Annotated in this window: 28 protein-coding genes and 1 tRNA gene; 11 read left to right on the forward strand and 18 right to left on the reverse strand. The window is 68.1% G+C overall.

Annotation, left to right across the window (positions count from 1 at the left end; translation table 11 throughout):
- Positions 1 to 92: 92 nt before the first annotated feature.
- Both MX571_RS03435 and MX571_RS03440 read right to left on the reverse strand, forming a co-directional pair.
- Positions 93 to 488 (reverse strand): DUF7383 domain-containing protein, encoded by a 396-nt coding sequence (locus MX571_RS03435; RefSeq protein ID WP_247414190.1) that lies wholly within the window; start codon positions 486 to 488, stop codon positions 93 to 95.
- Between the two features lie 470 nt (positions 489 to 958).
- Positions 959 to 1,039 (reverse strand) — tRNA-Ser (locus tag MX571_RS03440).
- An 87-nt stretch (positions 1,040 to 1,126) separates the two neighbouring features.
- Between MX571_RS03440 and MX571_RS03445 the strand changes: the two genes are divergently transcribed.
- Positions 1,127 to 1,366 (forward strand): DUF8593 domain-containing protein, encoded by a 240-nt coding sequence (locus tag MX571_RS03445; RefSeq protein ID WP_247414191.1) that lies wholly within the window; start codon positions 1,127 to 1,129, stop codon positions 1,364 to 1,366.
- 15 nt (positions 1,367 to 1,381) lie between these two features.
- Here the strand turns inward: MX571_RS03445 and MX571_RS03450 are convergent, their stop codons facing one another.
- Together MX571_RS03450 and MX571_RS03455 are read right to left on the reverse strand one after the other, a co-directional pair.
- The gene (locus tag MX571_RS03450) at positions 1,382 to 1,768 is read right to left on the reverse strand and encodes a DUF7981 family protein (RefSeq protein WP_247414192.1); all 387 of its coding nucleotides are present in this window, start codon (positions 1,766 to 1,768) and stop codon (positions 1,382 to 1,384) included.
- Between the two features lie 5 nt (positions 1,769 to 1,773).
- Positions 1,774 to 2,154, reverse strand: a complete 381-nt coding sequence (locus MX571_RS03455) for a Rid family detoxifying hydrolase (RefSeq protein WP_247414193.1) — start codon at positions 2,152 to 2,154, stop codon at positions 1,774 to 1,776.
- A gap of 147 nt (positions 2,155 to 2,301) precedes the next feature.
- Here MX571_RS03455 and MX571_RS03460 point away from each other — a divergent pair, with 147 nt between their 5' ends.
- On the forward strand, positions 2,302 to 3,285 hold the full coding sequence (locus MX571_RS03460; protein ID WP_247414194.1) for a patatin-like phospholipase family protein: 984 nt from the start codon (positions 2,302 to 2,304) through the stop codon (positions 3,283 to 3,285).
- Between the two features lie 29 nt (positions 3,286 to 3,314).
- On the opposite strand, the gene ilvA is transcribed toward MX571_RS03460, so the two are convergent.
- Together ilvA and MX571_RS03470 are read right to left on the reverse strand one after the other, a co-directional pair.
- Positions 3,315 to 4,526 (reverse strand): threonine ammonia-lyase, encoded by a 1,212-nt coding sequence (gene ilvA / locus MX571_RS03465; protein WP_247414195.1) that lies wholly within the window; start codon positions 4,524 to 4,526, stop codon positions 3,315 to 3,317.
- 260 nt (positions 4,527 to 4,786) lie between these two features.
- Positions 4,787 to 5,170, reverse strand: coding sequence for a gamma-glutamylcyclotransferase family protein (locus tag MX571_RS03470; RefSeq protein WP_247414196.1), 384 nt, complete (start codon positions 5,168 to 5,170; stop codon positions 4,787 to 4,789).
- A gap of 126 nt (positions 5,171 to 5,296) precedes the next feature.
- On the opposite strand from MX571_RS03470, the gene MX571_RS03475 reads away from it, so the two are divergent.
- Positions 5,297 to 6,739 carry an MATE family efflux transporter gene (locus tag MX571_RS03475; protein ID WP_247418418.1) on the forward strand — a complete coding sequence of 481 codons (1,443 nt, stop codon included), beginning with the start codon at positions 5,297 to 5,299 and terminating at the stop codon, positions 6,737 to 6,739.
- A gap of 42 nt (positions 6,740 to 6,781) precedes the next feature.
- Here MX571_RS03475 and MX571_RS03480 read toward each other — a convergent pair whose 3' ends face one another.
- Positions 6,782 to 7,297 carry a VTT domain-containing protein gene (locus MX571_RS03480; protein ID WP_247414197.1) on the reverse strand — a complete coding sequence of 172 codons (516 nt, stop codon included), beginning with the start codon at positions 7,295 to 7,297 and terminating at the stop codon, positions 6,782 to 6,784.
- A gap of 155 nt (positions 7,298 to 7,452) precedes the next feature.
- On the opposite strand from MX571_RS03480, the gene MX571_RS03485 reads away from it, so the two are divergent.
- Positions 7,453 to 7,944, forward strand: a complete 492-nt coding sequence (locus MX571_RS03485) for a hypothetical protein (RefSeq protein WP_247414198.1) — start codon at positions 7,453 to 7,455, stop codon at positions 7,942 to 7,944.
- A gap of 56 nt (positions 7,945 to 8,000) precedes the next feature.
- Here MX571_RS03485 and citZ read toward each other — a convergent pair whose 3' ends face one another.
- On the reverse strand, positions 8,001 to 9,137 hold the full coding sequence (gene citZ / locus MX571_RS03490; RefSeq protein ID WP_247414199.1) for a citrate synthase: 1,137 nt from the start codon (positions 9,135 to 9,137) through the stop codon (positions 8,001 to 8,003).
- A gap of 135 nt (positions 9,138 to 9,272) precedes the next feature.
- Here citZ and MX571_RS03495 point away from each other — a divergent pair, with 135 nt between their 5' ends.
- A complete protein-coding gene (locus MX571_RS03495; protein ID WP_247414200.1) occupies positions 9,273 to 10,499 on the forward strand; it encodes a potassium channel family protein in 1,227 nt (408 codons plus the stop codon).
- 28 nt (positions 10,500 to 10,527) lie between these two features.
- Here the strand turns inward: MX571_RS03495 and MX571_RS03500 are convergent, their stop codons facing one another.
- Positions 10,528 to 10,836 (reverse strand): DUF7536 family protein, encoded by a 309-nt coding sequence (locus MX571_RS03500; RefSeq protein WP_247414201.1) that lies wholly within the window; start codon positions 10,834 to 10,836, stop codon positions 10,528 to 10,530.
- Between the two features lie 197 nt (positions 10,837 to 11,033).
- Between MX571_RS03500 and MX571_RS03505 the strand changes: the two genes are divergently transcribed.
- A complete protein-coding gene (locus MX571_RS03505) occupies positions 11,034 to 11,990 on the forward strand; it encodes a succinylglutamate desuccinylase/aspartoacylase family protein (RefSeq protein WP_247414202.1) in 957 nt (318 codons plus the stop codon).
- A 79-nt stretch (positions 11,991 to 12,069) separates the two neighbouring features.
- Positions 12,070 to 13,170 carry a pyridoxal-phosphate dependent enzyme gene (locus tag MX571_RS03510; RefSeq protein WP_247414203.1) on the forward strand — a complete coding sequence of 367 codons (1,101 nt, stop codon included), beginning with the start codon at positions 12,070 to 12,072 and terminating at the stop codon, positions 13,168 to 13,170.
- 32 nt (positions 13,171 to 13,202) lie between these two features.
- Here MX571_RS03510 and MX571_RS03515 read toward each other — a convergent pair whose 3' ends face one another.
- Positions 13,203 to 13,883 (reverse strand): DUF192 domain-containing protein, encoded by a 681-nt coding sequence (locus MX571_RS03515; RefSeq protein ID WP_247414204.1) that lies wholly within the window; start codon positions 13,881 to 13,883, stop codon positions 13,203 to 13,205.
- Positions 13,884 to 13,964: 81 nt separating this feature from the next.
- Positions 13,965 to 15,356, reverse strand: a complete 1,392-nt coding sequence (locus tag MX571_RS03520) for a TiaS agmantine-binding domain-containing protein (RefSeq protein WP_247414205.1) — start codon at positions 15,354 to 15,356, stop codon at positions 13,965 to 13,967.
- Positions 15,357 to 15,566: 210 nt separating this feature from the next.
- On the opposite strand from MX571_RS03520, the gene MX571_RS03525 reads away from it, so the two are divergent.
- Positions 15,567 to 16,547: a transcriptional regulator gene (locus MX571_RS03525; RefSeq protein WP_247414206.1), complete on the forward strand. Its 981-nt coding sequence runs from the start codon at positions 15,567 to 15,569 to the stop codon at positions 16,545 to 16,547.
- A 162-nt stretch (positions 16,548 to 16,709) separates the two neighbouring features.
- Positions 16,710 to 17,144, forward strand: coding sequence for a hypothetical protein (locus tag MX571_RS03530; protein ID WP_247414207.1), 435 nt, complete (start codon positions 16,710 to 16,712; stop codon positions 17,142 to 17,144).
- Between the two features lie 88 nt (positions 17,145 to 17,232).
- Here the strand turns inward: MX571_RS03530 and MX571_RS03535 are convergent, their stop codons facing one another.
- The 6 genes from MX571_RS03535 to MX571_RS03555 form a co-directional block, all read right to left on the reverse strand.
- A complete protein-coding gene (locus MX571_RS03535) occupies positions 17,233 to 17,496 on the reverse strand; it encodes a glutathione S-transferase N-terminal domain-containing protein (protein WP_247414208.1) in 264 nt (87 codons plus the stop codon).
- A gap of 118 nt (positions 17,497 to 17,614) precedes the next feature.
- Positions 17,615 to 18,400, reverse strand: coding sequence for a DUF7089 family protein (locus MX571_RS03540; RefSeq protein ID WP_247414209.1), 786 nt, complete (start codon positions 18,398 to 18,400; stop codon positions 17,615 to 17,617).
- Positions 18,401 to 18,404: 4 nt separating this feature from the next.
- Positions 18,405 to 18,491, reverse strand: coding sequence for a hypothetical protein (locus MX571_RS22895; RefSeq protein ID WP_438267239.1), 87 nt, complete (start codon positions 18,489 to 18,491; stop codon positions 18,405 to 18,407).
- A gap of 295 nt (positions 18,492 to 18,786) precedes the next feature.
- Positions 18,787 to 19,947, reverse strand: coding sequence for an OapC/ArvC family zinc-ribbon domain-containing protein (locus tag MX571_RS22645; RefSeq protein WP_247414210.1), 1,161 nt, complete (start codon positions 19,945 to 19,947; stop codon positions 18,787 to 18,789).
- Positions 19,948 to 19,950: 3 nt separating this feature from the next.
- Positions 19,951 to 20,355 carry a DUF2073 domain-containing protein gene (locus tag MX571_RS03550; RefSeq protein ID WP_247414211.1) on the reverse strand — a complete coding sequence of 135 codons (405 nt, stop codon included), beginning with the start codon at positions 20,353 to 20,355 and terminating at the stop codon, positions 19,951 to 19,953.
- A gap of 2 nt (positions 20,356 to 20,357) precedes the next feature.
- The gene (locus MX571_RS03555) at positions 20,358 to 21,002 is read right to left on the reverse strand and encodes an Era-like GTP-binding protein (RefSeq protein WP_247414212.1); all 645 of its coding nucleotides are present in this window, start codon (positions 21,000 to 21,002) and stop codon (positions 20,358 to 20,360) included.
- A gap of 1,071 nt (positions 21,003 to 22,073) precedes the next feature.
- Between MX571_RS03555 and MX571_RS03560 the strand changes: the two genes are divergently transcribed.
- Entirely contained in the window at positions 22,074 to 23,795 is a 1,722-nt protein-coding gene (locus MX571_RS03560; RefSeq protein ID WP_282594454.1) for a Cdc6/Cdc18 family protein, read from the forward strand.
- Between the two features lie 272 nt (positions 23,796 to 24,067).
- On the opposite strand, the gene MX571_RS03565 is transcribed toward MX571_RS03560, so the two are convergent.
- A complete protein-coding gene (locus MX571_RS03565) occupies positions 24,068 to 24,856 on the reverse strand; it encodes a S26 family signal peptidase (protein WP_247414213.1) in 789 nt (262 codons plus the stop codon).
- A gap of 162 nt (positions 24,857 to 25,018) precedes the next feature.
- Here MX571_RS03565 and MX571_RS03570 point away from each other — a divergent pair, with 162 nt between their 5' ends.
- Positions 25,019 to 26,581 carry a DNA-directed DNA polymerase II small subunit gene (locus MX571_RS03570; protein WP_247414214.1) on the forward strand — a complete coding sequence of 521 codons (1,563 nt, stop codon included), beginning with the start codon at positions 25,019 to 25,021 and terminating at the stop codon, positions 26,579 to 26,581.
- Positions 26,582 to 26,622 lie beyond the last annotated feature (41 nt).

Raw genomic sequence — 26,622 nt, forward strand, 5'->3', positions numbered from 1 at the left:
ACACGACCGACGGCCGGTCGGCGGCGCGAATCGGACTATCCTTTATACTGTTCGGCCGAACCACCGCCGGACGCCCGCGGCCCAGTCCACTCTCACTCGACGGGTTCGCGCCACGTCACCCGGACCGTCCCGACGGCGAACCCGTCGCGGGAGTCGGTGTCGCGGCAGATCTTGATGGTGTTCTCGCCCTCCAGCAGCGTCGCGCCGTTCAGCACGTCCATCCAGCACTGCCACCCCGACGAGGGCGGGATGTCGAACCCCGACAGCTCCTCCCCGTTGATGAGAACTTCGTGTCCGTAGGAGTCGACGTCGAGTGCCTGCACGGTAACGTACCCGTCGACGGCCCCGTCGACGGGCACCTCGAAGGTGTGTTCGGTCGACTCGTCGCCGACGAACTCCGCCCAGGGGACGTCGAGGGCGCTCTCGTGGTCGGCGAGGAGTTCGCCGAACTCCACGAGGGCGTAGTTGCTCCGGTAGCGTTCGCTCATACCACGTCGTTTCGGGCCAGTCACAAAGAATGGACGGATGACGAGTTCCGACTGCTCGCTGGGGACGTGAGTTCGGCAGAAGCGCGGTCGCAGCGAGCTGCTCCCTGCTCTGCATCACTGCGTTCTGCAGAACGCCGGGACAGGGATTTGGACCACGCCCGGACTGCTCGCTTCGCTGCGCGGTCCGGTCTACCTCAAATCCTTCGTTGCGTTTCCGCTGCTCGCGAGTTGCTCGCAGTGAGAAACGCTGGGACAGGGATTTGAACCACAGTCGCTCCCGTTCGCTCGCTGTGCTCACGGCTCCGCCGTTCGCATTCGAGGTCGCGAGCGACCTCGCTTCTCTCACCTCCCGCTCCCTGATTCAAACCCCTGTTGTAGAGATTCGACTCCTCACGTCCGTTCTCGCCGAATCGTGCTGCGATTCGGCTGACAGTCGGAACGCTCAGCGTTCCGACGATGTCGTCAAAATACGCCGGGACAGGGATTTGAACCCTGGATCCCAGAGGGAACACGCTTTCCAGGCGTGCGCCTTACCACTCGGCCATCCCGGCTCAGATGGAGTTACCGGAATGGGACGGATAAGTCCTTCTTTCCGCCCCCGGCCGAGGGATTATCCCACCCGCGCGAGAACCGCGGGTATGGCGACACTGACAGACGGCGACGAGGGCAAGATTCTGGTCGACGCGAACGGCGACGACATCGGCATCGTCACCGCAGTCACCGACGACGTGGCGCTGGTCGACCCCGAACCGGGGTTCGTCGAAGGGCTGCTGGCCGCGTTCGGCCGTACCGACCGCGACAGCGACGACATCGAGGTGCCCCACGAGGCCGTCCAGACCGTGACCGACCGCGAGGTCCGACTGCGCGACTCGCTCTGAGTCGGCGCGTTCCTCCTACGGTCCCGCGACGTACGTCAGCAGCGTCGTCACCGCGAACACGGCGACGGTGCCGACGACGACGACTGTCAGCGGGAGCGTGCCGAACTCCAGCAACTGGTAGCCCTGCGCGAGGACGAGAAACGCGAGGGCGGCGATGACGCCCCACAGGAGCGCCGCCTTGGCCGCCGTGCGGCCGGGCGACGCCGTTGGGTCGCCCGCGTCGCTCGCCTCGCCGGGCGCTCGCGGTTCGGTCGGGTCGGTCGCGGCTGCCGATTCGGTCGAGTCGCCCGGTTCAGTCGGGGCTGTCGGGTCCGTCCGGTCGTCCGTGTCGTCGGCCCGGGGCGGTCGCTCCTGTCTGCCTGCGCCGTCCCGGCCGTTCGACTCCCGGTGCTCGTCGGGCACGCGACTCACTCCAGCGTGGCGATGGCCTCTACCTCGACGCCGACGCCCTTCGGGAGCGCGCCCGCCTGCACGGCGCTCCGGGCCGGCGGTTCGTCCTCGAAGTACGTCGCGTACGTCTCGTTCATCTCGTCGAAGTCGTCGATGTCCGCGAGGAACACCGTCGTCTTGAGCACGTCCGACAGCTCGGCACCCGCCTCCGCGAGCACCGCCTCGACGTTGTCGAGCGCGAGTTCGGTCTGCTCGGCGATGGAGGCGTCCGCCTTCGACTCGCCCTCGGGCGTGAACGGAATCTGCCCCGCGGTGAACACGACCGACCCGTTCGTCGTCGCCTGGCTGTACGCGCCCACCGCCGCCGGTGCCTCGTCGGTACTGACGATGTCCTTCATCGGACGGGGGTGCCACGGGCGCGAGCATAAAACCCGGCGGGTCACGGGGGAACGGCGGCGCGAGCGAGTCGGGGATGCTGACGGTCACCTCGCCCCGGACCGTCCGAAGAGGCGAACGGTTACACCGACGCGGCCGGAGGTGCGCGTATGGTCACGAACGTCGCCGTCGCCTGTCAGGGCGGCGGCAGTCACACCGCCTTCACCGCCGGGGCGTTACGCGAACTGCTCCCGCCGCTCCACGCCAGCGACGACCACCGACTCGTCGGCCTCTCGGGCACGTCGGGCGGTGCGCTCTCGGCGCTCGCGGCGTGGTACGGCCTCCAGCGCGAGGGACCAGACCACGCCGGCGACCTCCTCCGGCAGGCGTGGCTGGACCTCAGCGCGGACTCGGCGGTCGACTGGTGGGCCAACGAGGTGACCGTGGCCAGCGCTCGGCTGGCCAACGGCGGCGCGGCGGTTCCCGAGGTCAGCCCGTACTACACGCCAGTGGCGCTGTGGGGCCAGCGGCGCATCCGCGAGGTGCTCGACGAACTCGTCTCGTTCGACGAACTCGCGGCGCTCGCCGAGGACGACGGCGTCCCCGAACTGTTCGTCGGGACGGTCGACGTCAACGGCGGCGAGTTCGAGACGTTCCAGGCAGACGCGGTGACGCCCGACGTGATGCTCGCCTCCATGGCGGTCCCCGAACTGTTCCACGCCGTCCGGATGAACGGCCACGCCCACTGGGACGGCCTGTTCTCGCAAAACCCGCCCATCCACGAGTTGATGACGGTCCCACCCGCCCGCAAGCCGGACGAACTCTGGGTGCTCCAGATCAACCCCCAGCAACGCGAGGAGGTCCCCACCTCGATGACCGACATCGCCGACCGGCGCAACGAACTGTCGGGGAACCTCTCGCTCAACCAGGAGCTCCGGTTCGTCGAGCAGGTCAACCGGTGGCTGGAGGCGGGCTACCTCCCGGAGGACCGGTTCGCGCACACGGAGATACACCGTATCGGTCTCGGACGGTCGTTCGGCCTCAGTTCGAAGCTCGACCGCTCGCCGCGGTTCGTCCGACAGTTGCTCGACCTGGGCGAGAGACGCGCGAGCGAGTTCCTCGACGGGCACGAGGACCTCGACGCCGAGCCATAGTCACCGCCAGTACCACGGTTCGACGCCGCTCAGACCAGAATCTCGACCGGGTAGCCGTGCTCTTCGAGAGCGTCGACGAGTCGGTCGACGTGGTCGTGCCCGCGCGTCTCGAGGTCGATCTCGACCTCGGCGCTCCCCATCCCGATGTCGCGGGCGGTCCGGTCGTGCTGGATGCCGTAGATGTTCGCGCGCTGGTCGGCGATGACCCGCGACAGCTCGGTCAGGGTCCCCGGCTGGTCCTTCAGGACGGTCCGGATGCGGAGGTAGCGCCCGCTCTCGATGAGGCCGCTCATCAGCACCGTCGTCAGGACGTTCGGGTCGATGTTGCCGCCACAGATGAGCGGGACGACGACCTCCCCCTCGGTCGTCGCGAACTTGCCTTCGAGCGTCGCGGCGAGACCGGCCGCGCCTGCGCCCTCCGCGAGCAGTTTCGAGCGTTCCAGCAGGTTCGTGATGGCCATGGCTATCTCGCGGTCGGAGACGGTGACCACCTCGTCGACCCGTTCGCGGATGACCTCGAACGTGCGCTCGCCGACCTCGCGCACCGCGATACCGTCGGCGATGGTGTCGACGCTGTCGACCTCGACCGGGTGCCCCTTGTTCAGGGCGTCCGCGACCGTCGAGGCCCCCTCGGCCTGGACGCCGACGACGCGGATGTCCGGGTCGAGCCCTTTCACGGCCGTCGCGATGCCGGAGATGAGGCCCCCGCCGCCGATGGGGACGACGACGGTGTCCACGTCGGGGAGGTCCTCGACGATTTCGAGGCCGATGGTGCCCTGCCCGGCCATCACGTCCTCGTCGTCGAACGCGTGGAGGTAGAACCGCCCCTCCTCGCGTTCGAGTTCGTGGGCGCGCTCCTGGGCCTCGTCGTAGTCCTTCCCGTGGAGGACGATGGACGCGCCGTAGCCCTCCGTCGCCTTCACCTTCGAGATGGGCGCGTTCTCGGGCATCACGATTTTCGCGTCCACGCCGGCCCGCGTCGCGGCGAGGGCGACGCCCTGCGCGTGGTTACCTGCACTGGCGGTGACGACGCCCGCTTCGCGGCGGTCGTCGGAGAGCGTCGCGATGCGGTTGGTCGCCCCGCGGATCTTGAACGCGCCGGTGCGCTGGAACTGCTCGCACTTGAGGTAGACGTCGGCGTCGATGTACCGCGAGAACGTGTTCGAGTACTGGATGGGGGTGTGCGTCGCGGCGTCGCCGATCCGCTCGCGCGCCGCCCGCACGTCCGAGAGCGAGAGCATGAGCGAACGTTTCCGGGGGAGCCCCTATGCCTTTTGCAACGGCCGTCGCTCGGCGGGTGGGGGAAACGCTCCGGAAGGGAACCGGAGCGTGTGACAGTCTTCGCAACGACTGACGAGGGCATAAAGGCCAGCCATGTGCAGTGAAAGTGAAATCGCACCACTCGGCGGCTTCGTTCTCGAAATCCGACGGGTGCTTCACACTCCAACGGTCGCGTGCACCTCCCGGTCGGTCGGCGTCACACCACGCTGACCGACGTCCCTCACTCCTCCTCGGCGTGGACCCGCACGTCCTGCTCGCGGAGGTACCGCGTGACGCGGTCCGCGAACGACCCCTCTCCCGGCCACGTCGCGTCGGCCTCCAGTCGGTCCGGGTCGCCGACGTACACCGCACACTGGCCGTTCGGACCGGGCACCGACGCCCGGACATAGAGGTCCCGGTCGACCCCCTCGTAGGCGTCGAGCGTCCGGACGTTCGGCGTCCGAAGGATGCGCCCTACAGTCTCGCCGCCGGGCGCGAGCGTCGGGTAGGCACCCTCGACGGGGTGACAGCCAGCCAGCGTCGCGTCGGGGCCGAACGTGAACGAGTCGAGGACGTCCGAGACATTCTCCGGGTCGGTGAGCGTGCCGTAGACGAAGACGTTCATGGGTGGTCCACGGGACCGGTCGTCAAAAACGGCAACCCTGAAACCCCTCGGTCCGAAGCGAGCGTCGTGTCGACTGGGAGCCTGCGGGCGGTCTGGACGCGCGTGTTCTCGCTGGCCTGGCCGGTGATGGCCGAGCAGACGTTCCGGACGCTGATGCGCACGACGGACATCGTCGTCACGGCGGCCATCTCACCCGTCGCCGTCACGGCCATCGGTCTCGCGGACCTCTACTCCCGGTTCCCGCTGTGGGTCGGCCTCGGGATGGGCGGGGGTGCTATCGCGCTCTCAAGTCAGGACACCGGCGCGGCCGACGCGCCTGCCGAGGGCGCCGAACGCGACGAACCGTCTGACGGTGCACCGAACCGACCGAAGACCGACGACGCGGACCGCGCGACCGGGACCGTCGACGAGACGACGGCCGACGTGGTCACGCGGGCGGACGCCAACCGCGACCAGGCCATCTCGGCGGCCGTCCTCCTGGGAATCGTGCTCGGCGTCCCGTTCGCCGTCTTCGGGTGGTACTTCGGCGACGCGGCCATCGCACTGCTCGGAGCGCCCGCCGAGGTCGCTCGCCTGGGCGGGCAGTACCTCGCCGTCATCTTCCTGACCGCGCCCGCCCGGCACGTCTCGCTCGTCGCCGCGCGGTCGCTCCAGGGCACCGGCGACACCCGAACCCCGATGTACGTCAACGTCGTCGCCAACGGCCTCAACATCTCCGCGAGCGCGATTCTCGGGCTGGGCCTGTTCGGCGTCCAGCAGTACGGCGTCCTCGGCGTCGGCGTCGCCACCGCGGCGGCGAACGTGCTGACCGCGACCACGCTCTGTCTCGCCCTGCTGACCTCGTGGTCGGAAGCGAACCTCGTCGTTCCCACCGACCCGGTCGTCTTCCGGCAACTCGTCGCGGTCAGCGCCCCCAGCGTCGCCGAGGGCCTGCTCTCGACGCTCGCGGAGTTCCCGTTCAACGCCATCCTGCTCGGGTTCGGGACCGAGGTCAACGCCGCGTTCCAGGTCGGGCGACGCGTCTACCAGCAGGTGACGAGTCCGCTCGGCCGGGGCTACAACGTCGCCGTGAGCGTCGTCGTCGGGCAGGCGCTCGGCCGGGGCGAGGCCGAGGAGGCGCGCTACCTCGGCTGGGCGACGGCCGCGCTCGGCGTCGTCACCGTCGGCGGCATCGGCCTGTTGCTGGCCGTCTTCGCACCGCGGCTCGTCGCGCTGTTCACCGACGACGCGGAGACGGCCCGCTACGCGGTCCAGTTCGCCCGCGTCTACGGCCTGACCGCGCCGTTCCTCGTCTGCTTCGTCGTCCTGCAGGGGGCGCTCCGGGGAGCCAGCGAGACGCGCGTCCCGCTGGTCGCTCGCACGACGGGGCTGTTCGGGTTCATGGTCGGGGGCACGTACCTCGGGGGCGTCGTCTGGGACTACGGCGTCCTCGGCGCGTACGCCGGGCTCTCGCTCAGCTACGTCTGGATGGCGCTCGTCGTCGGGACGAGCTTCCACCGCGGCGACTGGGCGGGCCGGGCGACACGGATGCTCGCCGACCGCGGCTCGACGCAGGAAACCGACGACTGAAGGGAGCGAGGGCGCACCCTCTCGGAGGCACCGCCGAGAGCCTCACGTGAGCGCCATCGCGCCGCCGACGATGCCCGCCACCGCCAGCAGGCGGACGACGGTGCCGAGGAACGCGGCGACGGCGAACTTCGCGTAGTTCATCTCCAGCACGCTGAACGCGTAGATGATGGCCGTGTCGGGGAGGAACGGGATGGCGAGTCCGACGCCCAGACCGAGGTAGCCGTAGCGGGTCATCAGGTCCGTCGGCACCGCGTTCTGGAGGGAGACCACGGTCGGTAGCTGTCCGAACAGGCGGTCGAACACGCCGGTCCGGGCACCGTTGCCGACCCGGAGCGCGACCAGACTGCCCACCGCCTTCCCGGCGCTGCTGGCGACGACGAGGAGGGCGAGTTCGGTCAGCGGGTCGAACCCCAGGTCGAGCGGGATGGCGAGCACGAGTTCGCCCGGAAACGGGAGGACGGCGGCGACCAGCAGCGAGTACACCGCGGCGACCAGCAGCCCCATCGGACCCGTCACCTCGTGGATGAGCGCCTCGATCACCTCGGGGACGGGAATCATAGCTAGGAGGGAGCGTCACCGTCGCCTAAGTGAACTGGCTATCAGTATTGGCGACCCGACGACGGCGACGGAATTCGGCGGACTGCTCGGCCTTCGACCGACGGGACTGCGCCCCGTGCCGTGGGTTGATACGTTCGCTCGGTCACAGGAATCGTATGCCGACGGCAGGTGGTCGGGAACGTGACGGCGACAGGAACAGCCACGTCCTCGTGCTTCCGGTGGCGGTGCTCGTCGTTGCCGTCCCCGTCGTGTTCCGGACGTGGTTCGTCGGTGCGCCCGAACTGGTCGTCGCCGCGAGCGGTGGCTACGCGGGGTGTTGTCTCTGTCTCTGGGCGGCCGTTCGGTCGGTGACGCAGTGGCCGAGTCCCGAGGACTATCTCGACTACCTCCTCGTCGTCACGCTCGGCGTGGTCCTCCTGACCGCACAGGCGGGTATCCCGGTCTACAGCTACGTCCACTGGGCGCTGGTCACACCGCTCGTCGGCCTGTTCGCGGCGACGGTGGTCGCGGTATCGACGTTCTCGGCGAGATACCCCGAATCGGACGCGCTCGGGTTCTACGCACTCGTCTTCGGTCCGGTTCTGCTCGGCGGAACCGTCGCGCTGGCGCTCCTCGAATACGGAGTGCGAACGTCCCTCGGCGGCTGAGTCGAGAGACGAACGTCGGAGAAGGGAACCGAAGAGACCGAAAGCGCGGTCGTCGCCTACCGCTCGTCGAGCGGCGTGTAGTCGACGTCCTCGTCGCCGACGTAGCGGGCGCGCGGCCGGATGAGGCGATTGTCCTCGTACTGTTCGAGGACGTGCGCGACCCACCCGGAGACGCGGCTGATGGCGAAGATCGGGGTGTAGATGTCGATGGGGATGCCCATCTGGTAGTACGTCGAGGCGGAGTAGAAGTCGACGTTCGGCGCGAGACCCTTCTCCTCGGCCATGTACTCCTCGATGGTCGAACTCATCTCGAACCACTTGCGGTCGCCGGCGGCCTCGCCGAGTTCCTCCGAACGCTCGCCGAGAATCTTCGCGCGCGGGTCCTTGACGTTGTAGACGCGGTGGCCGAACCCGGCGACGCGACGCCCCTCGTCGAGGGCGGTCTCGATCCAGTCGAAGGCGTCCCGGTCGCTGCCGTCGACCTCCTTCAGCATCCGCATCACGTTGGCGTTCGCGCCGCCGTGGAGGCTCCCCGAGAGCGTCCCGACGGCCGACGTGACCGCCGAGTGCATGTCGGCGAGCGTGCTCGCGGTGACCATCGCGGAGAACGTCGAGGCGTTGAGGCCGTGGTCCGCGTGGAGCACCAGCGCCATGTCGAACGTGTCGGCCATGACGTCCTCCGGCTCCTCGTCGTTGAGCATGTAGAGGAAGTTCGCGGCGTGGCTCAGGTCCTGCCGCGGTTCGACCGGGTCGTCACCGTCGCGGGCGCGGGCGAACGCCGCGAGCGCGGTCGGCAGTTTCGCGGTGAGCCGACGGCCCTTCCGGAGGTTCGCCTCGTAGTCGGTCGGGTCGGCGTCCGCGTCCGGGTCGTACGCCGAGAGGTGGGAGGCGACGGTGCGCATCGCGGCCATCGGCTCCTCGTCCGCCTCGGCGAGCTCCTGCGCCAGTTCGACGATGGCGTCGTCGACGACGCGCTCTTCGGCCATCGACTGCGCGAACGGTTCGAGTTCGTCGCGTGTCGGCAGCTCCCCGTGCCACAGGAGATAGACGACCTCCTCGAAGCTCGCCTCGCGCGCGAGGTCCTCGATGGAGTAGCCGCGGTAGACGAGTTTGCCCGCGTCCCCGTCGATGAACGACAGTTCGGATTCAGCGACGAGGACACCTTCGAGCCCCTTCTTGAGTTCGTCAGCCATGGTCGAGTTTCCCGAGGCGAGTCTAAAAGGATTGTTATACAGGGAAATGCTGAACGCGGGGCTCAGGGCGACGACCACCCGGTTTCCCTCGGCGCTGGAGACAACCCTTTAGCCGCAGGCGTTCGACTCGGGGGTATGAGCGAGGTGGAGTACGAACCCGTGTCGGTCAAGGAGGTGCTGGCGGAGATGAAAGACACCGCCGAACTCCTCATCGACCTGTCGTACTCCGCCGTTCTCCTGGGGAGTGACGACATCGCCGAGGAAGTGCTCGAACTCGAACACCGGATGGACATCCTCCAGATGAAAGCTCGGATGAGCCTGCTGATGGCCGCGCGCAACCCCGAGGATGCCGAAGCGCTCGCGCCCGTCCTCGGCGTCGTCGGGGCCGCCGAGAAGATAAGCGACGCCGCGGGCGACATCGCGAAGGTCGTCCTGGAAGATATCGGCCTGCCCGAGGCGATGCGCGCGGCGCTCCCGGAGGCCGTGGAGACGTTGGTCCGTGCCCGCCTCACCGAATCGTCGCCGCTCGCGGGCCGCGACCTCGGCGACGTCTCGCTGGAGACGACCACGGGCGTCCGCGTCATCGCCATCCGCCGCGAGGGCGGGTGGCTGGTCGACCCCGGCTCCGAGACGCGACTGGAGGCGAACGACGTCCTCCTGCTCCGCGGCCCCGAGGAGGCCGTCGGCGACGTGTACACCGACGCGACGGACCGCGAGTTCGTCCCGGCCGACGCCCCGGAACCGGCCATCGACGACCTCGAACGCGCCGTCGACTCCATCGTCCTGATGAAGAACATGAGCGAACTCGCCGTCGACCTGGCGTACGGCGCGGTGCTGTTCGACAGCACCGACGTCGCCGAGGAGGTGCTGGAACTCGAAGCCGAGGTCGACGCCCTCCAGTCGCGCTTCGAGGCGTGGACGCTCCAGGCCGCCGCCCGCGTGGACGACCCCGTCTCGCTGCGCGGTCTCGTCCAGCTCGCCAGCGCGACCGAGGTCATCTCGGACGCCGCCCTGGAGATAAGCGAAGGCGTCCTGCGGGGCCTCGGCACCCACCCGGTGGTCGCAGAGGCCGTCCGCGCGAGCGAGGAGATGATCATCCGACTGACCGTCGCGCCGGGGAGCATACTCGACGGTGCGACCCTGCGCGACGAGATGGTCGGCACCGAGACGGGGATGCGCGTCATCGCCGTCCGTCGTGGCGACGAGGGGTCGACGACGCAGGGGCGGTTCGGCCGCGACCAGGGCGAGTGGGTCGTCTCGCCGCGTGCGAACACGCAGCTCCACGAGGGCGACATCGTCATCGCGAAGGGGACGCCCGAGGGAGCGGCCCGACTCGGCGAACTCGCGGGCGACACCAGCTAATCCGGAAGTCGAGTCGAATCGGAACCCGTCAGTCGAGTTCTCGTGCCCGCCTGGCGGCCGACCGGACGGTGAGGCCGAGCGTGACCAGCAGTGCGACGCCGCTGGCGAGGACGAACGCCAGCATCAGGAAGTACAGCGAGCCAGCGGAGTCGGGGGCCGGACCGAGCAGTTCGAACACCCGGACCGCGTACACCACCGCGGCGAACACGACGCCGACGCCGACGCCGATACGGGCGTTTCGTCGGACGTTCAGCGCCCTGACGAAGTTCGCGGTGCCGGGGCGTTCGGGGACAGTCTCGCCGGGCGTTCCGGGTGCGGGGTCGTCGGACTCGGCCACAGTCGTGGTTCGTGGGCGACCGCCAAAGCGTCTTCGTGACGGCGGTGCGTCCCGCCGAACGCTCCGTCTCCGACGGCGAACGGTCACGACTCCGACGGCGAACGGTCACGAGTCCGTCGAGAAAGCGGACGAACGTCCTGCGGAGAGGGGTTCCGAGACCGAACTGCATAAGAGCGTGTGCGTGCCGCCTAGAACCGATGACTACGCTCGGTACCGCGACCGCTGCTCCCGGGGAGTTCGCGACGGGGCACCTGCCCGTCGGGGAGGCCCGCGACGGCAGCGAAGTCGCCCTCCCTGTCGCGGTGCTCAACGGCGCTCGCGACGGGAAGACGCTCTACCTGCAGGCCGTCAGCGACGGCGACGAACTCAACGGCGTCGGCGTCCTCCAGACCCTCGTCCCGCAGCTCGACCCCGCCGAACTCGCCGGACAGATTCTCGTCGTCGGCATCGTCAACATCCACGCCTTCCACGTTGCCGAGCACCGCAACCCCATCGACGACACGAAGATGAACCGGGCGTACCCCGGCGACCCGAACGGCACCTCCAGCGAGCGCATCGCCGCCGCGACGTTCGAGGCGGGCCAGCGCGCCGACCTCATCCTCGACCTCCACCAGGGGTCGACCTCGCGCATGATAAACGAGACGCGGGTCCGCTGTGGCCCGCGCCACCGGATGCACGACGACTGCCTCGAACTCGCCCGCGTGTTCGACGCGGGCTACATCCTCGACCAGAAGGGACCGGACGGCCAACTCGCCCGCGCCGCCCCCGACGAAGGCATCCCGACCATCGACCCCGAACTCGGCGGCTGCGTCGGCTGGGACCAGCACTCCATCGACGTCGGCGTCCAGGGGGTGAAGAACGTCCTCGTCCACTACGGCTTCATCGACGGCGAGACTGACCCCGGCGAGCAGACCCGCGCCAGCGGCTTCGAGCAGTACGGCGCACCCGCGGGCGGCCTCGTCTCGTTCCGCAAGGACCTCGGCGAGCACGTCACCCGGGGCGAACCGCTGTTCGACGTGACCGACCCGTTCGGCGCGGTGAAGTCGACCGTCACCGCGGACTCCGACGGCATCTTCTGGCGCACGCGCCGCCTCCCGCAGGCGGCGACCGGCGAGTACGTCTGCTCGGTCGGGACGGACCTCGACACGGTCTGAATTCCCCGTTCTCGACCGCTGCCGCGCACCCCCTGATACGACCGAAACCCACACCTCACGCGCCCGCGGAGCGTCGTCCATGCTCCGCTGTCCCGCTTGCGGGTCCGAGTACGAGGACCGCTGGCGCTGCACCTGCACCCACCAGCTCGACTTCGCGAACCCGCCGCGACCCGCCCCGTACGCCCCCGACGCCCGGTCCGGGCTGTGGGCGTTCGCCCCCTTCCTTCCGGTGGAGAACCGGGTCTCGCTCGGCGAGGGGTACACGCCACTGACCGACGCGCCGCACTGGAACGCGCAGTTCAAACTGGAGTACGTCTTCCCGTCGGGCAGTTTCAAGGACCGCGGCGCGACGCTGACGCTCTCGCGGGCGCTCGACGTGGGTGCCGAGCGGGTCGTCGAGGACTCCTCGGGGAACGCCGGGGCGGCCATCGCCACCTACGCCGCGCGGGCGGGCCTCGACTGCGAGATATACGTCCCGGCGTCGGTGAAGGCCTCGAAACTCCGGGCCATCGAGCGCGCCGGGGCCGACGTGGTCCGCGTCGAGGGCTCCCGGCAGGCGGTCACCGACGCCTGCGTCGAGGCCGTCGAGTCGGGCGCTGGCTGGTACGCCAGCCACGCCTGGAACCCGGCGTTCTTCGCGGGGACGGCGACGTTCGCCTACGAACTCGCCCACCAGCGCGACTGGGAGGTTCCCGACGCCGTCGTCTGTCCCGTGGGTCACGGGACGCTCTTTCTCGGCGCGTACCGCGGCTTCCGAGCGCTCCGCGAGGCAGGGTGGACCGACTCGGTGCCCCGACTGCTCGGCGTGCAGGCGGCCGGGTACGACCCCATCGCCCGCGAGTTCGAGTCGAAAGGAAGGGGTTCGGGAGACGGTGACGTGGCGAGCGGTGACGGGACAGATAGTGGGGAGTCGAACGACATCGCAGACGGCATCCAGATTCTCGACCCCGCTCGCGGCGACCAGATTCGGGCGGCCATCGAGGCGACGGACGGCGACTGCATCAGCGTCGACGCGGCCGCTACGGAACGCGAACTCGACGCCCTCCACGAGCGGGGCTTCTACACGGAACCGACGTGCGCCGTCGCTCCGGCTGGGTTGCGCGAGTACCGCGAGCGCGGGGTGCTGGACGAGGCGAGCGACGTGGTCATACCGCTCACCGGGAGCGGTCTGAAGGGGTAGCGGAGCGTCCGGCGGCGGGGCGAACGAGCGGTTCAGTCCTCGCCGTCGAGCCCCGAGAACTCGACCTGCGTCCCCGGACCGACACCCGTCCGGTTCGCGAACCCACGGTTCACCTCGACGACGTACTGCGCTGGCCCGTCGCTGACGTAACTCCCGTAGTCGGAACTCCCCTCGGGCGGGACGTCGGCGTGTTCGACGTTCAGCACCGTGCCGTTGGCCGCGACGAACACCATGTCCAGCGGGATGAGCGTGTTCTTCATCCAGAAACTGCGCGTCGCCTCGCCGCCGTAGACGAACACCATCCCGTGGTTCTCGGCGAGCGACTCACGGTGCATCAGCCCCTGAGCGCGCTCGCTGTCGTTGTCGGCGATCTCCAGCGAGACGGTCGCCAGCGTCTCCCCGTCTTCGACGAACGCTGCCGTCGCGTTGCCGGGCGTGGCGGTGGGCGACGCAGTCGCCCCTGTCGTGGTCATCTGCTCCGTCGTGGTACCGGTCGACGACGTGTTGGTGCTGTTCAGTGCGCTCGTCGTGGTCGCGTCGGTGCCGTCGGTCGGTGCCGTCGTGGCCGAGTCCGTCGGAACGTCCGTCGACGTCGCCTCCGGCATCGACGTCTCGGTCGAACTGCCGTCGTCCAGTACGCCGGCGCATCCCGACAGCGCCACCGTCAGCGCGACGGCGACGAGGAGGGCGGTCGTTCGCGTGGAGCGAACCATACCGCGTCACCGCGTGCCGGGGACTTCGGTGTTCTGAACCGGTCCGGTCGCGGTGGCAACGAGGCGGACGACGGAGACGGACTATCGCTCGGGGTGGGTCGGCGCGTCGAACCCGCCGCGGACGAGGGGCCGGGCGACGTGGCGGCGGGCGCAGGGCGGCACCTCGTACCAGCCCCGTTCGATACCGCGGTCGAGCGACCGCTCGGCCTTCCCGTCGCGACTCGTCGAGCAGTCCCGACAGCGATACCCCTGGTTCCGGCCCGCGCTCTCCATCCGGCGGCCGCAGTCGGGGCAGTCGGGGACGACGAGTTCGGTCGTCTCCAGTTCCCTGACCGCGAACTTCTCCAGTTTGACCGTCCCGTCGCTCACCTCGCCGCAGACCGTGAGTCGGTCGCCGGGGCGGAGCGCGCGGACCCGGTCGCGGAAGCGTTTGGTCGGCTCGAAGGCGGCGCACTGGAGTGTCGGGACAGTAGCGCCGTCGTCCGAAGCGGAGTCGTCGTCTGCACCGGTCCCTCCAGCGAGCGTGAAGAAGACGTGGCCGCCGCGTCGCGTCTCGGGTGCCGTCTCGACGACGCCGTCGAGTCGGTACGCCCGACCGTCGAGCGCGTCCGCGACGGTGCCGTCCCGGAGGTGGGCGTCGGTTCCCTGGTTCGTGACGAACGTCTCGGCGCAGGCGGTCGGTTCCGCGTCGATGGCGGCGGCGACGCGTTCGGCGGTCGCCGCGTCGTCGCCGCGGATACCGAACAGCACCGGACCGGGCGTGCGCGGGACGCAGACCGCCTCGTTCTCCCCCCGGTCGACGGTGTCCCAGACGGTCGGGTACGCGTCGTCCGCGGCGGCGAACACCGAGTCGGCGTCCACCTCGCGGGGCGTCCCCCAGCGCTCGCGTTCGCGGTACGCGATGCGCTCGTACGTCCAGTCGCCGAAGACGCGGTCGGTCGGTCGGTCGCCAGGGTCCTCAGTAGCGGCAGGGCCGTCAGCGGCGGCGAGCGTGTCCAGTCCCGCCGCCCAGGCACCCACGGCGGCGAGCGCGCCGATTCGCCCGCGGCCGTTCCCCCATCCCTTCGCGTGGAACCCAGCGTGGTCGAGCAGCGACTCGGCGTCGGCGAGCGAGAGGTGGTCGCGGACGGCGGCGCGAGCGAAGCGGACGACGGCGTCGTGCGGACCGACCGTGGCGTCCGGGTCGCCGGGCGCGACGACGACGCCGGGGTTCGTCTCGGGGTCCTCGTCGACGGCCGACGCATCGACGACGTCGCGAGCGACGGCGAACGCCTCGTCGGCGGGGACGTCGGTGTGAATCGCGAGCGCGGCGTTCCCGCGGGTCTTGTGTTCGACCGCGGGGTTGAGACGGACGAGGAGCAGGCGCTCGACGGTCCCGCTGTCGCGCAGGCGGTCGGCCACCCGGTGGGCGACGTACGTGGTGCACATCCCGCGGTCCCGCGAGTCGGTGTCGTCGAGGCCGATGACGGTCACTGACGGTGCTGGGCGGCCGACCGGGTAAGGAGTTTCGTCACCGTCCGTCGGGTCCTGTACGACGGGAGGCGCGCGTCCGGTCGGCCCGGTCGCCGCGAGTCGTGAGCCGACCGCCCACTTAAATCCGGTCGCGCTCGGGGGCGAAACCGCCGGACGGGGCGTTCCGAACTGACACAATATATATATGCGGACAGGCGCTTACGACCATCTATGTCACGGTCAGCACTGGTCGGCAACGTGACCGCGATGCTCGACGACGCGGGGTTCGTCGTGAGCGACCGGTGCGCCGTCCGTCCGAAGAGCTTCGACGTCGCCGCCCGCCGACGTGACGACGTCATCCTCCTGAAGGTGCTCGGCAACGTCGACTCCTTCGACGCGGCGACCGGCGCGGAGATGCGTCGACTCGGCACGTACCTCGACGCGACGCCGCTGGTCATCGGCCTCCGGACGCGCGACGAGGAGCTGAAACCGGGCGTCGTCTACTTCCGACACGGCGTCCCCGTCCTCTCGCCCGACACGGTGATGGACCTGTTCATCGAGGGCGTCCCGCCGCTCATCTACGCCGCGCCCGGCGGTCTCTACGTCAGCATCGACGGCAGCGTCCTCGCCGACAAGCGACAGGAGCGCGAGTGGTCGCTCGGCCGCCTCGCCAGCGAACTCGGCGTCTCACGGCGCACCGTCTCGAAATACGAGGACGGGATGAACGCCAGCGTCGAGGTCGCCGCACGGCTCGAAGAGCTGTTCGGCGCGGGGCTGTCGAACCCCGTCGACGTATTCGAGGGCGAGGAACGCCCCGACGCCGAACCGATGCCGGAGGACCCCGAGGCCGACCCCGACGACGAACCGCTCGTCTCCGTGCTGACGCGCGTCGGCTTCGAGGTCCATCCGACGCTCCGCTCGCCGTTCAAGGCCGTCAGCGAGGACGGCGACGAGCGGAGCCAGGACGAGACGGGGACGATGCTCACGGGCCACTCGACGTTCGACCGGACCGCGGAGAAGCGCGCCCGTATCATGAGTTCGGTGGGCGAGGTGACCCGCACCTCCGCCATCTACGTCGTCGACCGCGCCCGTCGGGACAGCGTCGACCGCACCGTCCTCATCGAGCAGGAGGAGATGGACGACATCGAGGACGCAGAGGACCTCCGCGAACTCGTTCGCGAGCGCACCGACGGGTCGGAGTCTGAAGCCTAGTCCGTCGGGGCCGCGCTGAACCCCTTCGATTCCCGGAACCGAGTCGTCGAGGAGTGCCGAGTGCCCGTGAGTCACTGGTAACGCCGCCCTAGCGGGACGTTAGCGCTTCGCAGTTCCTGTTATTGCCGCTATACTTATCCCGTGGTACGCCACCACACGTTCATGGATGTAGAGGTCACGGATTCCGAACTGTTCCACGAACGACGCGCGGGTGCGCTCCACAGTGCCGTCTTCGGCACCGTGCGCGCCTGGGACGGCGTCGAGCGCGGGACGGTCGCTGGCTGTCCAGCGTTCCTCGTCGACGGGTCATCCTTCGCCGTCGTCAGCGACGGCGGACTCGCCCTGTCCGGGCTCTCGGAGGCGGACAGCGAGCGACTGCGCGTCCGCTGGTCGGCGCTGACGTTCGACCCGGGCGACCGGTCGGCGGACGAAGGGGGTATCACCACGGATGGGCGATGCGTCCAGTCCGACGGCGGTCGCGACCAGTGGCCGCTCGTCCCCGTCGGTGGGAACGATCTAGTCCTGCTCCGGCCGTTCCTGCGCCTCAGCTACGACGGCGCTCGGCGTCGCTCAGCAGGGGCACGGACTGCCGACTAGCGGTTCGTCACGCGGAAAATCGAGGAAGTGGGTCGGGGAGTCGGGCCAGTCGGTCGGTTCGCGCGGCCGCTCAGGTGTTCGCGGCCGCTCAGGCGCTCGCTTCCTGCTCGCCGTAGGTCTCTTCGAGGTAGGCGACGATGTCGTCGGACTCCGCCATCCCGTCGACGCCGTGGTCGGGGTCGACGAGCACCGGGACGCCCGTCTGGCCGCTGACCTCCTCGACTTCGGTCCGTTCGCTGTGGGAACTCGGCACCATGTGGGACTCGTACTCCAGACCGAGTTCGTCGAGTTTCGACGTTACCTTCGCGCAGTAGGGACAGCCCTCCAGTTCGTAGAGTTCGAGGTTTGCCATCGCTGGCGATACGTCCGGGAGCGACAAGAAGCCGACGCCGTCGTGTCGGGCGAGCGCATCTCCGCGCGTCGTTCATCCGGTGCGCTCGACCGACGGTCAGGTGCCGTCCGACCGGCTCTCAGTCGTCTGCCAGCTGTTCGAACGTCTTCTCGGCCCAGCGGACGGCGTACTCCGCGCCCGCGTCACGGTACGCCTCCGTGTCGAGCGCACCGAACGGCGTCGGGAGGTCACAGCCGTGTTTGACGCCGCTACAGGCGAGTTCGGCCGCGGCGGGGAACGAGGTCCGGCCCGTCGCCACCTCGCGTGACATCCCGTCGAGTCGCGGCTGGAGACGGTCGCCAGCGTCGCGCCACGCCTCGTGCAGTCGCGGCAGGTCGTCGGCCCACTCGCGGAACGTCTCGCGCGTGTGCAACCCGAGGTACGCGTCGTACAGCGCGACGGCTAACTGGTAGGTGTCGGTCGGTGAGAGCGTCGTCGCCTCGGCGAGGTTGGGGTACCGCTCGCCGAAGAAGCCGAGGAAGTGCTCGGGGTGACCCGACCCCGCCTCCACGAGCGCTTCCGCGACGAGGAAGTCGCGGAACGCGTCGGGCGACCCCGCCGTCCGTGCCTTCACGAGCACCACGGGTGGCGTGGTCTGTGCGGTCCACGTCACGCCGCCGTCGCCGGGCATCCCGACGGTGAACGGTTCGCCCGCGTACCGCCGGAGCAGTTCGGGTGCGTCGGACGGCACCCACGACTCGGGGTACGACCGTGGCTCCAGCGACTCGACGAACAGACCGAGCGTCTCCGCTCGCTCTGGGCCGAGCGTCTCGAAGTCGTTCTCGCAGTCCAGTACGACCGCTCCCGGCGCGTGCGACTCGCGAACCGTCTCCAGGTCCGTCGAGAGGTCGCGTGCCTCGAACATCGAATCAGACGGCCAGCATGACGATGAGTGCGACCGAGAGGACCGCGGCGATTCCGACCGTACCGACCACGACTTTGGTAGCTCCGCTCATGGAAACCGGTTCGCGGCCGACCGGTTAAGTCCTGCCGGGTTCGACTCGGGCGCTCGTCCTGGCCACCAACCGACCCACCGAGCGGACGGCAGACGTGTCTAACCGTCGTCGAGACCGGGAGAACGGGACCGAACGCGCCAATTCGAAACGGTACTCGTCGGGCACGTTCTACACCCCTCTGTTTCGACTGGAGAACCACGATACAGCGAGACTACGTTGGTGATGAACAGGGACAGTTCGACCGGGGTTGTTCGGGTCTCCGAGGAGGCCTCCGTTTCGACTCGAACGTCGTCGCTCAGTCGGGCCGGTCGCCGATCCAGTCCTCGGGCATCTGGATGACGTAGCGGCCGTTCTCCTGCAGCGCGATGATGTACTCCTGGCGGTCGTACAGCTCCATCAGGTTGAGTTCGTACTGGCCGGGTTCGACGATCTTGATGGACTCGAACTTGTCGTTCAGTTCCGCCCGGAGTTCGGCCATGTCGGGTTTCTCCCCGGTCGGTTCGCTGACGACGCGACCGGACGTCGGCGGGTCCGGCTCCTCTCGCGGCGGGAGTTCGTCGGGACGGGCCATCTCGCTCCGGGCACTCGCCTGCGCGGTGTCCTCGGTGTTCGCGTCGACGGGCTCCTCGTCGGCGACGATGACGCCGTCCTCGTCCGGTTCCGGTGCTCCGTCCTCGGTCGGTTCGTGACTGACTGGTTCCGCCTCGTCCGATGGCTCGACGTCGACGTCCTCCTCGGATTGCTCCGGAGTGCGGCGTCTCGCTCGACCCTGTTCGGAGGGACTCTCTCGAACGTGGCTCACGTCCGGCGGGTCCGGCCAGGCCGTCGACGGTGCCTCGTCTTCGGACCGAGTATCGGCCGCCGTTCGTTCGTTCTCTGCCGACTCCACGTCCGCCGGCGTCTGCTCGGCGTTCGTGGAGGCCGGGTCGGGCTGTGAAGACTCCTCGGCAGACGGGGCTGGCGTGTCGTCCGGGTTCGAACGTTCCGGAGACTCGCTGTCCGCCGCCGTCTCCTCGGGTCGCGTCTCGGCAGTCGGAATTTCGGACGTGGTTCCGGAGGAAGGTGTGTCGGATGAAGGTGTGTCGGATGAAGGTGTGTCGGAGGCAGGAGCGCCGGACTGGGTGACGGACGACGGTCTGTCGGCGGCCGACGAGTCGGTCGGGTCGTCGGTTCCACCCGAATCGGGGGGGTCGTCGCTGTGCATCCAGTCGCGCATCGCCGTCGCGGTCCGGCCCACCCGCTCGGCGACGCCGCCGGAGTCGCGTTGGGGGGGCGTTTCGGATGCACGCTCGGACGGTTCGTCGTCGGTCGCGTCGGTGTTCGTCGCGTCACCGTCCTCAGCAGCACCGCTCGGGCGGAACTGGAACGTCGTGCCACCGCAGCTGGGACAGCCCGAGAGCATCTCCTTCGACCCGTCCTCGAACGTGTGTCCGCAGGCGGTACACTGGTGCGGCACGGGTTACCTCCGTGTGACCAGCGCGCTGATGAGGTTCTCGTCCTTGTGGAGGGTCTCGATGCGGTTCGCCGGACCGATGACGGTCAGTTTGTTGTCGTTGTCCGAACTCTTGCCCATCAGGCGGTTGAACAGGCCACCGTCGTTCGACGGGCGGGGGTAGGTCTCGATCTCGATGCCCGTGAACCCGTCCGGGCTGATCTCGCTCATCGTCACCTCGATGAGTTTCGACTCCTCGTCGGGCGAGAGGCCGTCCTCGAGGATGACGATGTTGCCCTCGTGGACGCTGTCGAGGATGGTCCGGATCTTCTCCATCGTCCGGAGGTTCGACATCCGCCCGGCACTGATGAGGTCAATCTGGACCCCGTCCGGGGTCTCGGGTGCGCCGTCGGAGGATTGGAATCCCGACATGGTCACCCGAAGTACTCCGCTATCTTGTCGTACACTTCGTCCATGTTGTCGCCTTCGAGCGCCGACAGCGGGACCGTCTCGTGCTGTGGGAACGCGTTGGCGATCTGCTGGACGCTCGACTCCTCCAGGTCGATCTTGTTGGCGAAGATGAGGACGGGAAGGTCCTTCGACTCGATGATGCCGATGAGCATCGTGTTGACCTGCGTGAACGGGTCGTCGGCGCTGTCGAGCACGTAGATGACGCCGTCGACGTCCTCGCGAAGCCAGTGCATCGCCTCGGCGACGCCCTCGGTGGCCTCCCGGGAGCGACGCACGGCGTCCTCCTTCTCGATGTCGTGTTCGAGGAACTCCTTGTAGTCGACCTTCGTGGTCACGCCCGGCGTGTCGACGATGTCGATGCTGACGCTCTTGCCGTTGCGCTTTATCTCGACGTTCTCCTTCCTGCGTGCGCGACGGGTCTCGTGGGGGACGTGACTCTCCGGCCCGACGGCGTCGCCGGTCCAGTCACGGGCGATTCGGTTCGCGAGCGTCGTCTTCCCGGCGTTCGGAGGGCCGTAGATGCCGATGCGTTTCGGCCCCGAGTCGGGGGCGAACAGCTTCGACGTCACACGCGAGATGCTTGATCTAAGTTCAGTTAGCAGTCCCATCCTGACGTATCCTCCCCGTACCCAGAAGGTCGGGTCTATCTGCCATACCCGACCCGACCCACTTAACACTGCGTCAGACACGTATCGGTTTTCAGGTACTTCTCGCGGGCACGCGACGCCGTCGGGCCGAATGTCGAGACCATCCCCTCGGAGGCTGGCGGTTCGATTTCGAGTGCAGGACCCCAGCCGGGCAGATACGACAGGCGAGGTACCGTCCGTACGAACCGTCGTGTTCGAGACGACAGAACCCACGGAGACCCCCACCCCTTCGTTTCGAGTGGAACCGGGTGAGCCCCCAGGGTGGGATGCGTGGTGAACCCGGTCGAACCGCCAGACTCGTTTCTAGAACTAGAAAGAAACCGTGCAGAACTAGTTCTCTACACAACCAAACACTAGAAACAAACTAAACTAGCCCGGTTGCTTCTAGTGCGGGTCCGGTTCGATGGACATGCATATGAATGTTTCTGTCGCTAGCCACTGTCGTCACGTGGACCACCCCCCACCCCGCCTTATCCGCGTTCCACCCGAAACGAAGGGGTGGGGGGGTTCGGCAGTCGGTCGGCCCTCACATCACCGCCCCCGAGCATTGCGTGGACCGGCGTCCGACCCATCCGTCCAATCCGTCGGGTCCGAACCGAGAGCGACTCCGGGCTGTGGGAACGTCCGCACGTTGGAACAGCATCACATAGCCACTCGGACTACACAGCTAGCCAGGCGGGGCCCGCCGACCCCGAGCGTGGTATCGTCGTGGCTCCATCGAGGGCGGATTCTCGCTGCTCTGTCCTCGCGCACACGAAACGGGGGGTCGAGTCCGCGGAGAATCGGGTAACGACTCCTTTCGGGGTCGAGGAACTCGAAAACAGTAGCGAGAGTGTCTGTGAACGTGTACCGAATACGGGACCGTCCACGATACCACAATACTTAATTGATACCTCGGCATGGTGTTCTCCTGCATCAACTGGACGCACTACGGCGATCCGAATCCGAACAGCGACCTTCTACGGGGGACTGATGGCGGTTTCGTCGGGTGCGTAGGGGATACTCCACCCGAAACGGAGGGGTTGTGGAATCATGGACTCAGACTCGGAAACCGACGACGACCCGCCCGCGCGTGCCGAGACGGACCGCACGGCGCGTAGTGACGGGACCGACCGAACTGCGGCCGACGATGGGAGCGACACCACCGATGGCGACACCACCGATAGCGATGCCACCGTCAGCGACGCCACCGCCGGAGGCGACGAGGACGACGTCGGCCGAAGCGACGTCGCCGAGAACGGCATCGGTCAGAACGGCGTGAGTCGGACCGAACTGACCACCGAGGGGGAGATACACCCCGACGTCGATCTGGACGTGGGCGAGGGCCAGTCGGAGGCGTCGTCGCCGGAGGCGGAACCCGACGAGGCGTCGCCGGGGCTGTTCGACGACCTCCTCAGCGGCGAACCGATCTTCGAGAACAAGGAGGTGCTCCGGCCGTCGTACACGCCACGGCGACTCCCGCATCGCGAGGAGCAGATCAACAACATGGCGACCATCCTCGTCACCGCGCTGCGCGGGGACACGCCGTCGAACATCCTCATCTACGGGAAGACCGGGACCGGGAAGACGGCGAGCGCGAAGTTCGTCAGCGACGAACTGGAGACCACCTCCCAGAAGTACGAGGTGCCCTGCGAGGTCCAGTACATCAACTGCGAGGTGACCGACACGCAGTACCGCGTGCTCGCGCAGCTCGCGAACAAGTTCATCGACCAGAACGTCGACTACATCGACGACGAACTGGACCGCCTGCACGGCGTCCGCGAGGCCGTCGACGAGGGGAAGACGACAGTCGAGGAGACGTCGTTCACGGACGGCGAGGCGCTCGACGAACGTATCGACGACCTGGAGGACGACCGCGAGGAGTTCGAACCCGTCCCGATGACGGGGTGGCCGACCGACCGCGTCTACTCGACGTTCTTCGAGGCCGTCGACTACCGCGAACGCGTCGTCGTCATCATGCTCGACGAGATCGACAAACTCGTCGAGAAGTCCGGCGACGACACGCTGTACAATCTCTCGCGGATGAACTCCGAACTGGAGAACTCCCGCGTCTCCATCATGGGCATCTCGAACGACCTGAAGTTCACCGACTTCCTCGACCCGCGCGTGAAGTCGAGTCTCGGCGAGGAGGAGATCGTCTTCCCTCCCTACGACGCGACCCAACTGCGCGACATCCTCCAGCACCGCTCCGATATCGCGTTCAAACCCGACACGCTCTCGGATGACGTCATCCCGCTGTGTGCGGCGTTCGCCGCCCAGGAACACGGCGACGCGCGACGCGCACTCGACCTGCTCCGAACGGCGGGCGAACTCGCCGAGCGCGACCGGACCGAGAACATCCACGAGGAACACGTCCGTCGCGCCCAGGAGAAGATCGAACTCGACCGCGTCGTCGAGGTGGTCCGCACGCTCCCGACGCAGTCGAAACTCGTCCTCTACGCCGTCATCCTGCTGGAGGAGAACGGCGTCCACAACATCAACACCGGCGAGGTGTTCAACATCTACAAGCGCCTCTGTGCGGAGATCGACATGGACGTGCTCACCCAGCGCCGCGTCACCGACCTCATCTCGGAACTCGACATGCTCGGCATCGTCAACGCCGTCGTCGTCTCGAAGGGCCGCTACGGCCGCACGAAGGAGATGAGCCTCTCGGTCCCGCTCGACGAGACCAAGAGCGTCCTCCTCGCCGACTCCCGTCTCGGCGAAGTCGAGGACGCCCAGCCGTTCGTCCAGGCGCGCTTCGACGACTCGTAATCGTCTCCACGGTCCTGACACCGTATCGCCCCCGACCACCGACTGACCGTCGCTCTCCACGGTCGCGCTCCGTCCTACGTTCCGTTCTGCGCGCTCTCAGGATAGCCTCGCCGTGCGCGAAAACACCCCACGGCACCCGTTCGTTTCGTGTCGAGAACCGAAACTGAACCGGTGGGACGGCTCGGATTGGGGTTCAAAAGCGATGTAAGTGGTTGCAGAACGATAGTGGGTTCCAGTCGAAACGGTCCTCTATGGCGCGCGACCTGTCCAGTTCACAGGCCGGACCGGGAGTCGAACGCCAGCGCCAGAGCGCCGGTCAGTCCGGCGGCCACCGTCGCCAGCGTCTGGACGCTCCCGCCGAGCAGTCCGAACAGGAGGCGGATGTGTCCGAGCCACGGGATGCGGAACTCGGCCGTCCCGATCACCCAGGCGGGTTTGACGGGGTCGTCGGCGATACCGGCGACCTGGTCGTACATCCCGTTGGTCGCCTCGTTGTCACCTTTCGTGATGAACCCGGCGTTCGGCGCGGGGCAGGCGGGGAGCGCGGTGTCCGTCGACGGGTCGTCGTCCGCTTCACACTGCTGGTACCGACCGACGTAGTCCGGGTTCGCGCGGTCGTACCAGTTCTCGCCGCTCTCGACCCAGAATCGCGCTCGGTGGATGATGGGCGTCGCCGACGGACTCCCGTCCGGTCGATAGACGATGACGTCGCCGGGTTCGGAGAACTTCGCGTACCCCGTCTCCTGGCCGGTCGCGTACGTGACGATACCGGTCGACCCTTCGCCAGTCATCGTCGCCGCGCCGTCGGCGAAGCGGTGTTCCTCCATCACGAAGACGAGGTCGCCCTTCTCGATGTGGGGTTCCATGCTCTCGCTCTCGATGGCGACGAGCGGCGGCCAGACGCCACTGATAGCGAACAGGAGTGCGCCGACCAGCGCGACCGCGGCGACACTGCCCGCGACCTCGCGGACGTAGACGACAGCCTCGTGGTCGGTGGTGAAGAGCCAGCGAATCCAACCGAGTCCGACCGGTCGGTCGCGCTCTTCACCGGGGTCTTTCATCGTGTGCCTCTATCTCTCCGTGGCGTTTCAACCTTCTGTTGCTCGAACCAGACGACCGAACCGTCCTGCACGGCGCCGTCGAACGGTCACGCGGACGAACGACTCCCCCACGCGACTGTCGGGAGACGCTACGTTTTTGCCGTCGCCCGCGGAGGAGTGAGTGTGCCACTGGAGACGCCCCAGCGTATCGTCACCGAACTCGCGAGTCGCGGCTACAACGCCGACCGCGAGGCGGTGACGCTGCTCGCGGGCACCTCCGACCCCGAACGAGCGCTGGCGGCGGCGCTCGACACGGTCCCTGACCACGCGCTGAAACTCTCCGCCGACCACGTCCGCGAGACGCTGGACCGCGGCGTGGTCCCCGACCCGACCGAGGCCCCCACCGACGCGCCGCCGAAACCTGCCTCGTCGGGCGGGTCGGACCCCCCTGTTTCCGATGCAACTCCCGAACACGCCGAGACAACGGCCGGAAACGGAGTTGCAGTGGAAGCGGAGGGGTCGGCGGTCGGTGGTCGGTCACCACCGCCGGCCGTCATCGACGGCGACATCACCGGTCAGTCGACCGGAACCGGCGAGTACGACGAGTTCGTGAAGGTGTTCCGCGACCGCTACGAGCGCCTCTCGAAGGTGCTGCGCGGTCGGGTCACCCACCGCCCCACCGGGTCGCTGGAGTCGAGTCCTGGCGGCGAGGACGCCGCGCTCATCGGGATGGTCAACGACGTCCGCTCGACCGCCAGCGGTCACTGGCTCATCGAACTCGAGGACACGCAGGGGGTGTTCCCCTGCCTCGTGATGAAGGACAAGCCCATCGCGGACCTCGTCGACCAGCTGCTGATGGACGAGATCATCGCCGTCGACGGGGCGCTGAGCGGCGACAGCAGCATCCTGTTCGTCGACTCGCTGCACTTCCCGGACGTCCCCCGGACGCACCGACCGAACACCGCCGACCGCGAGGTGCAGGCGGCGCTCGTCTCGGACGTCCACGTCGGCAGCCAGGAGTTCATGGGCGAGGCGTGGTCGCGGTTCGCCTCGTGGCTCCACACCGAGGAGGCCGAGCGGGTCGAGTACCTCCTCATCGCGGGCGACATGGTCGAGGGCGTCGGCGTCTACCCGAATCAGGACGAGGAGCTCTCCATCGTCGACATCTACGAGCAGTACGAGGCGTTCTCGGAGTTCCTCAAGGAGGTGCCCGGCGACATGGAGATCGTCATGATTCCGGGGAACCACGACGCGGTCCGCCTCGCCGAGCCACAACCGGGGTTCACCGAGGAACTGCGCGACATCATGACCGCCCACGACGCCCGCATCTCGGGGAACCCCTCGACCGTCTCTATCGAGGGCGTGAACGTCCTGATGTACCACGGCGTCTCGCTCGACGAGGTCATCGCCGAACTCCCCGAGGAGAAGGCCAGCTACGACGAACCGCACAAGGCGATGTACCAGCTCCTCAAGAAGCGCCACGTCGCGCCGCAGTACGGCGGCCACACCCGCCTCGCCCCCGAAGAGCGCGACTACCTCGTCATGGAGCAGGTGCCCGACGTCTTCCACACCGGTCACGTCCACAAACTCGGTTACGGGAAGTACCACAACGTCCTCGCCATCAACTCCGGCTGCTGGCAGGAGCAGACCGACTTCCAGAAGTCCGTCAACATCGTCCCCGACCACGCCTACGCGCCTATTCTGGATCTGGACACGCTGAACCTCACCATCAGAGACTTCAACTGAGGGGTCACCGGTTCGCTCCGGGACGCTTACAACCTCGCCTC

This window comes from Halomarina salina, assembly GCF_023074835.1.
Classification (GTDB): Archaea; Halobacteriota; Halobacteria; order Halobacteriales; family Haloarculaceae; genus Halomarina; species Halomarina salina.

Excerpts from the sequence above, each read along its gene's own strand:
- MX571_RS03510 (WP_247414203.1), top strand. The coding sequence starts at position 12,070 with ATGCTCCGCTGTCCCGCTTGCGGGTCCGAGTACGAGGACCGCTGGCGC.
- MX571_RS03550 (WP_247414211.1), bottom strand. The coding sequence starts at position 20,355 with ATGTCGGGATTCCAATCCTCCGACGGCGCACCCGAGACCCCGGACGGG.
- MX571_RS03445 (WP_247414191.1), top strand. The coding sequence starts at position 1,127 with ATGGCGACACTGACAGACGGCGACGAGGGCAAGATTCTGGTCGACGCG.
- ilvA (WP_247414195.1), bottom strand. The coding sequence starts at position 4,526 with ATGCTCTCGCTCTCGGACGTGCGGGCGGCGCGCGAGCGGATCGGCGAC.
- MX571_RS03455 (WP_247414193.1), bottom strand. The coding sequence starts at position 2,154 with ATGAAGGACATCGTCAGTACCGACGAGGCACCGGCGGCGGTGGGCGCG.
- MX571_RS03535 (WP_247414208.1), bottom strand. The coding sequence starts at position 17,496 with ATGGCAAACCTCGAACTCTACGAACTGGAGGGCTGTCCCTACTGCGCG.
- MX571_RS03530 (WP_247414207.1), top strand. The coding sequence starts at position 16,710 with ATGGATGTAGAGGTCACGGATTCCGAACTGTTCCACGAACGACGCGCG.
- MX571_RS03460 (WP_247414194.1), top strand. The coding sequence starts at position 2,302 with ATGGTCACGAACGTCGCCGTCGCCTGTCAGGGCGGCGGCAGTCACACC.
- MX571_RS03485 (WP_247414198.1), top strand. The coding sequence starts at position 7,453 with ATGCCGACGGCAGGTGGTCGGGAACGTGACGGCGACAGGAACAGCCAC.
- MX571_RS03435 (WP_247414190.1), bottom strand. The coding sequence starts at position 488 with ATGAGCGAACGCTACCGGAGCAACTACGCCCTCGTGGAGTTCGGCGAA.
- MX571_RS22895 (WP_438267239.1), bottom strand. The coding sequence starts at position 18,491 with ATGAGCGGAGCTACCAAAGTCGTGGTCGGTACGGTCGGAATCGCCGCG.
- MX571_RS03480 (WP_247414197.1), bottom strand. The coding sequence starts at position 7,297 with ATGATTCCCGTCCCCGAGGTGATCGAGGCGCTCATCCACGAGGTGACG.
- MX571_RS03565 (WP_247414213.1), bottom strand. The coding sequence starts at position 24,856 with ATGAAAGACCCCGGTGAAGAGCGCGACCGACCGGTCGGACTCGGTTGG.
- MX571_RS03555 (WP_247414212.1), bottom strand. The coding sequence starts at position 21,002 with ATGGGACTGCTAACTGAACTTAGATCAAGCATCTCGCGTGTGACGTCG.
- citZ (WP_247414199.1), bottom strand. The coding sequence starts at position 9,137 with ATGGCTGACGAACTCAAGAAGGGGCTCGAAGGTGTCCTCGTCGCTGAA.
- MX571_RS03525 (WP_247414206.1), top strand. The coding sequence starts at position 15,567 with ATGTCACGGTCAGCACTGGTCGGCAACGTGACCGCGATGCTCGACGAC.
- MX571_RS03505 (WP_247414202.1), top strand. The coding sequence starts at position 11,034 with ATGACTACGCTCGGTACCGCGACCGCTGCTCCCGGGGAGTTCGCGACG.
- MX571_RS03475 (WP_247418418.1), top strand. The coding sequence starts at position 5,297 with ATGGCCGAGCAGACGTTCCGGACGCTGATGCGCACGACGGACATCGTC.
- MX571_RS03515 (WP_247414204.1), bottom strand. The coding sequence starts at position 13,883 with ATGGTTCGCTCCACGCGAACGACCGCCCTCCTCGTCGCCGTCGCGCTG.
- MX571_RS03470 (WP_247414196.1), bottom strand. The coding sequence starts at position 5,170 with ATGAACGTCTTCGTCTACGGCACGCTCACCGACCCGGAGAATGTCTCG.
- MX571_RS03560 (WP_282594454.1), top strand. The coding sequence starts at position 22,074 with ATGGACTCAGACTCGGAAACCGACGACGACCCGCCCGCGCGTGCCGAG.
- MX571_RS03495 (WP_247414200.1), top strand. The coding sequence starts at position 9,273 with ATGAGCGAGGTGGAGTACGAACCCGTGTCGGTCAAGGAGGTGCTGGCG.
- MX571_RS03540 (WP_247414209.1), bottom strand. The coding sequence starts at position 18,400 with ATGTTCGAGGCACGCGACCTCTCGACGGACCTGGAGACGGTTCGCGAG.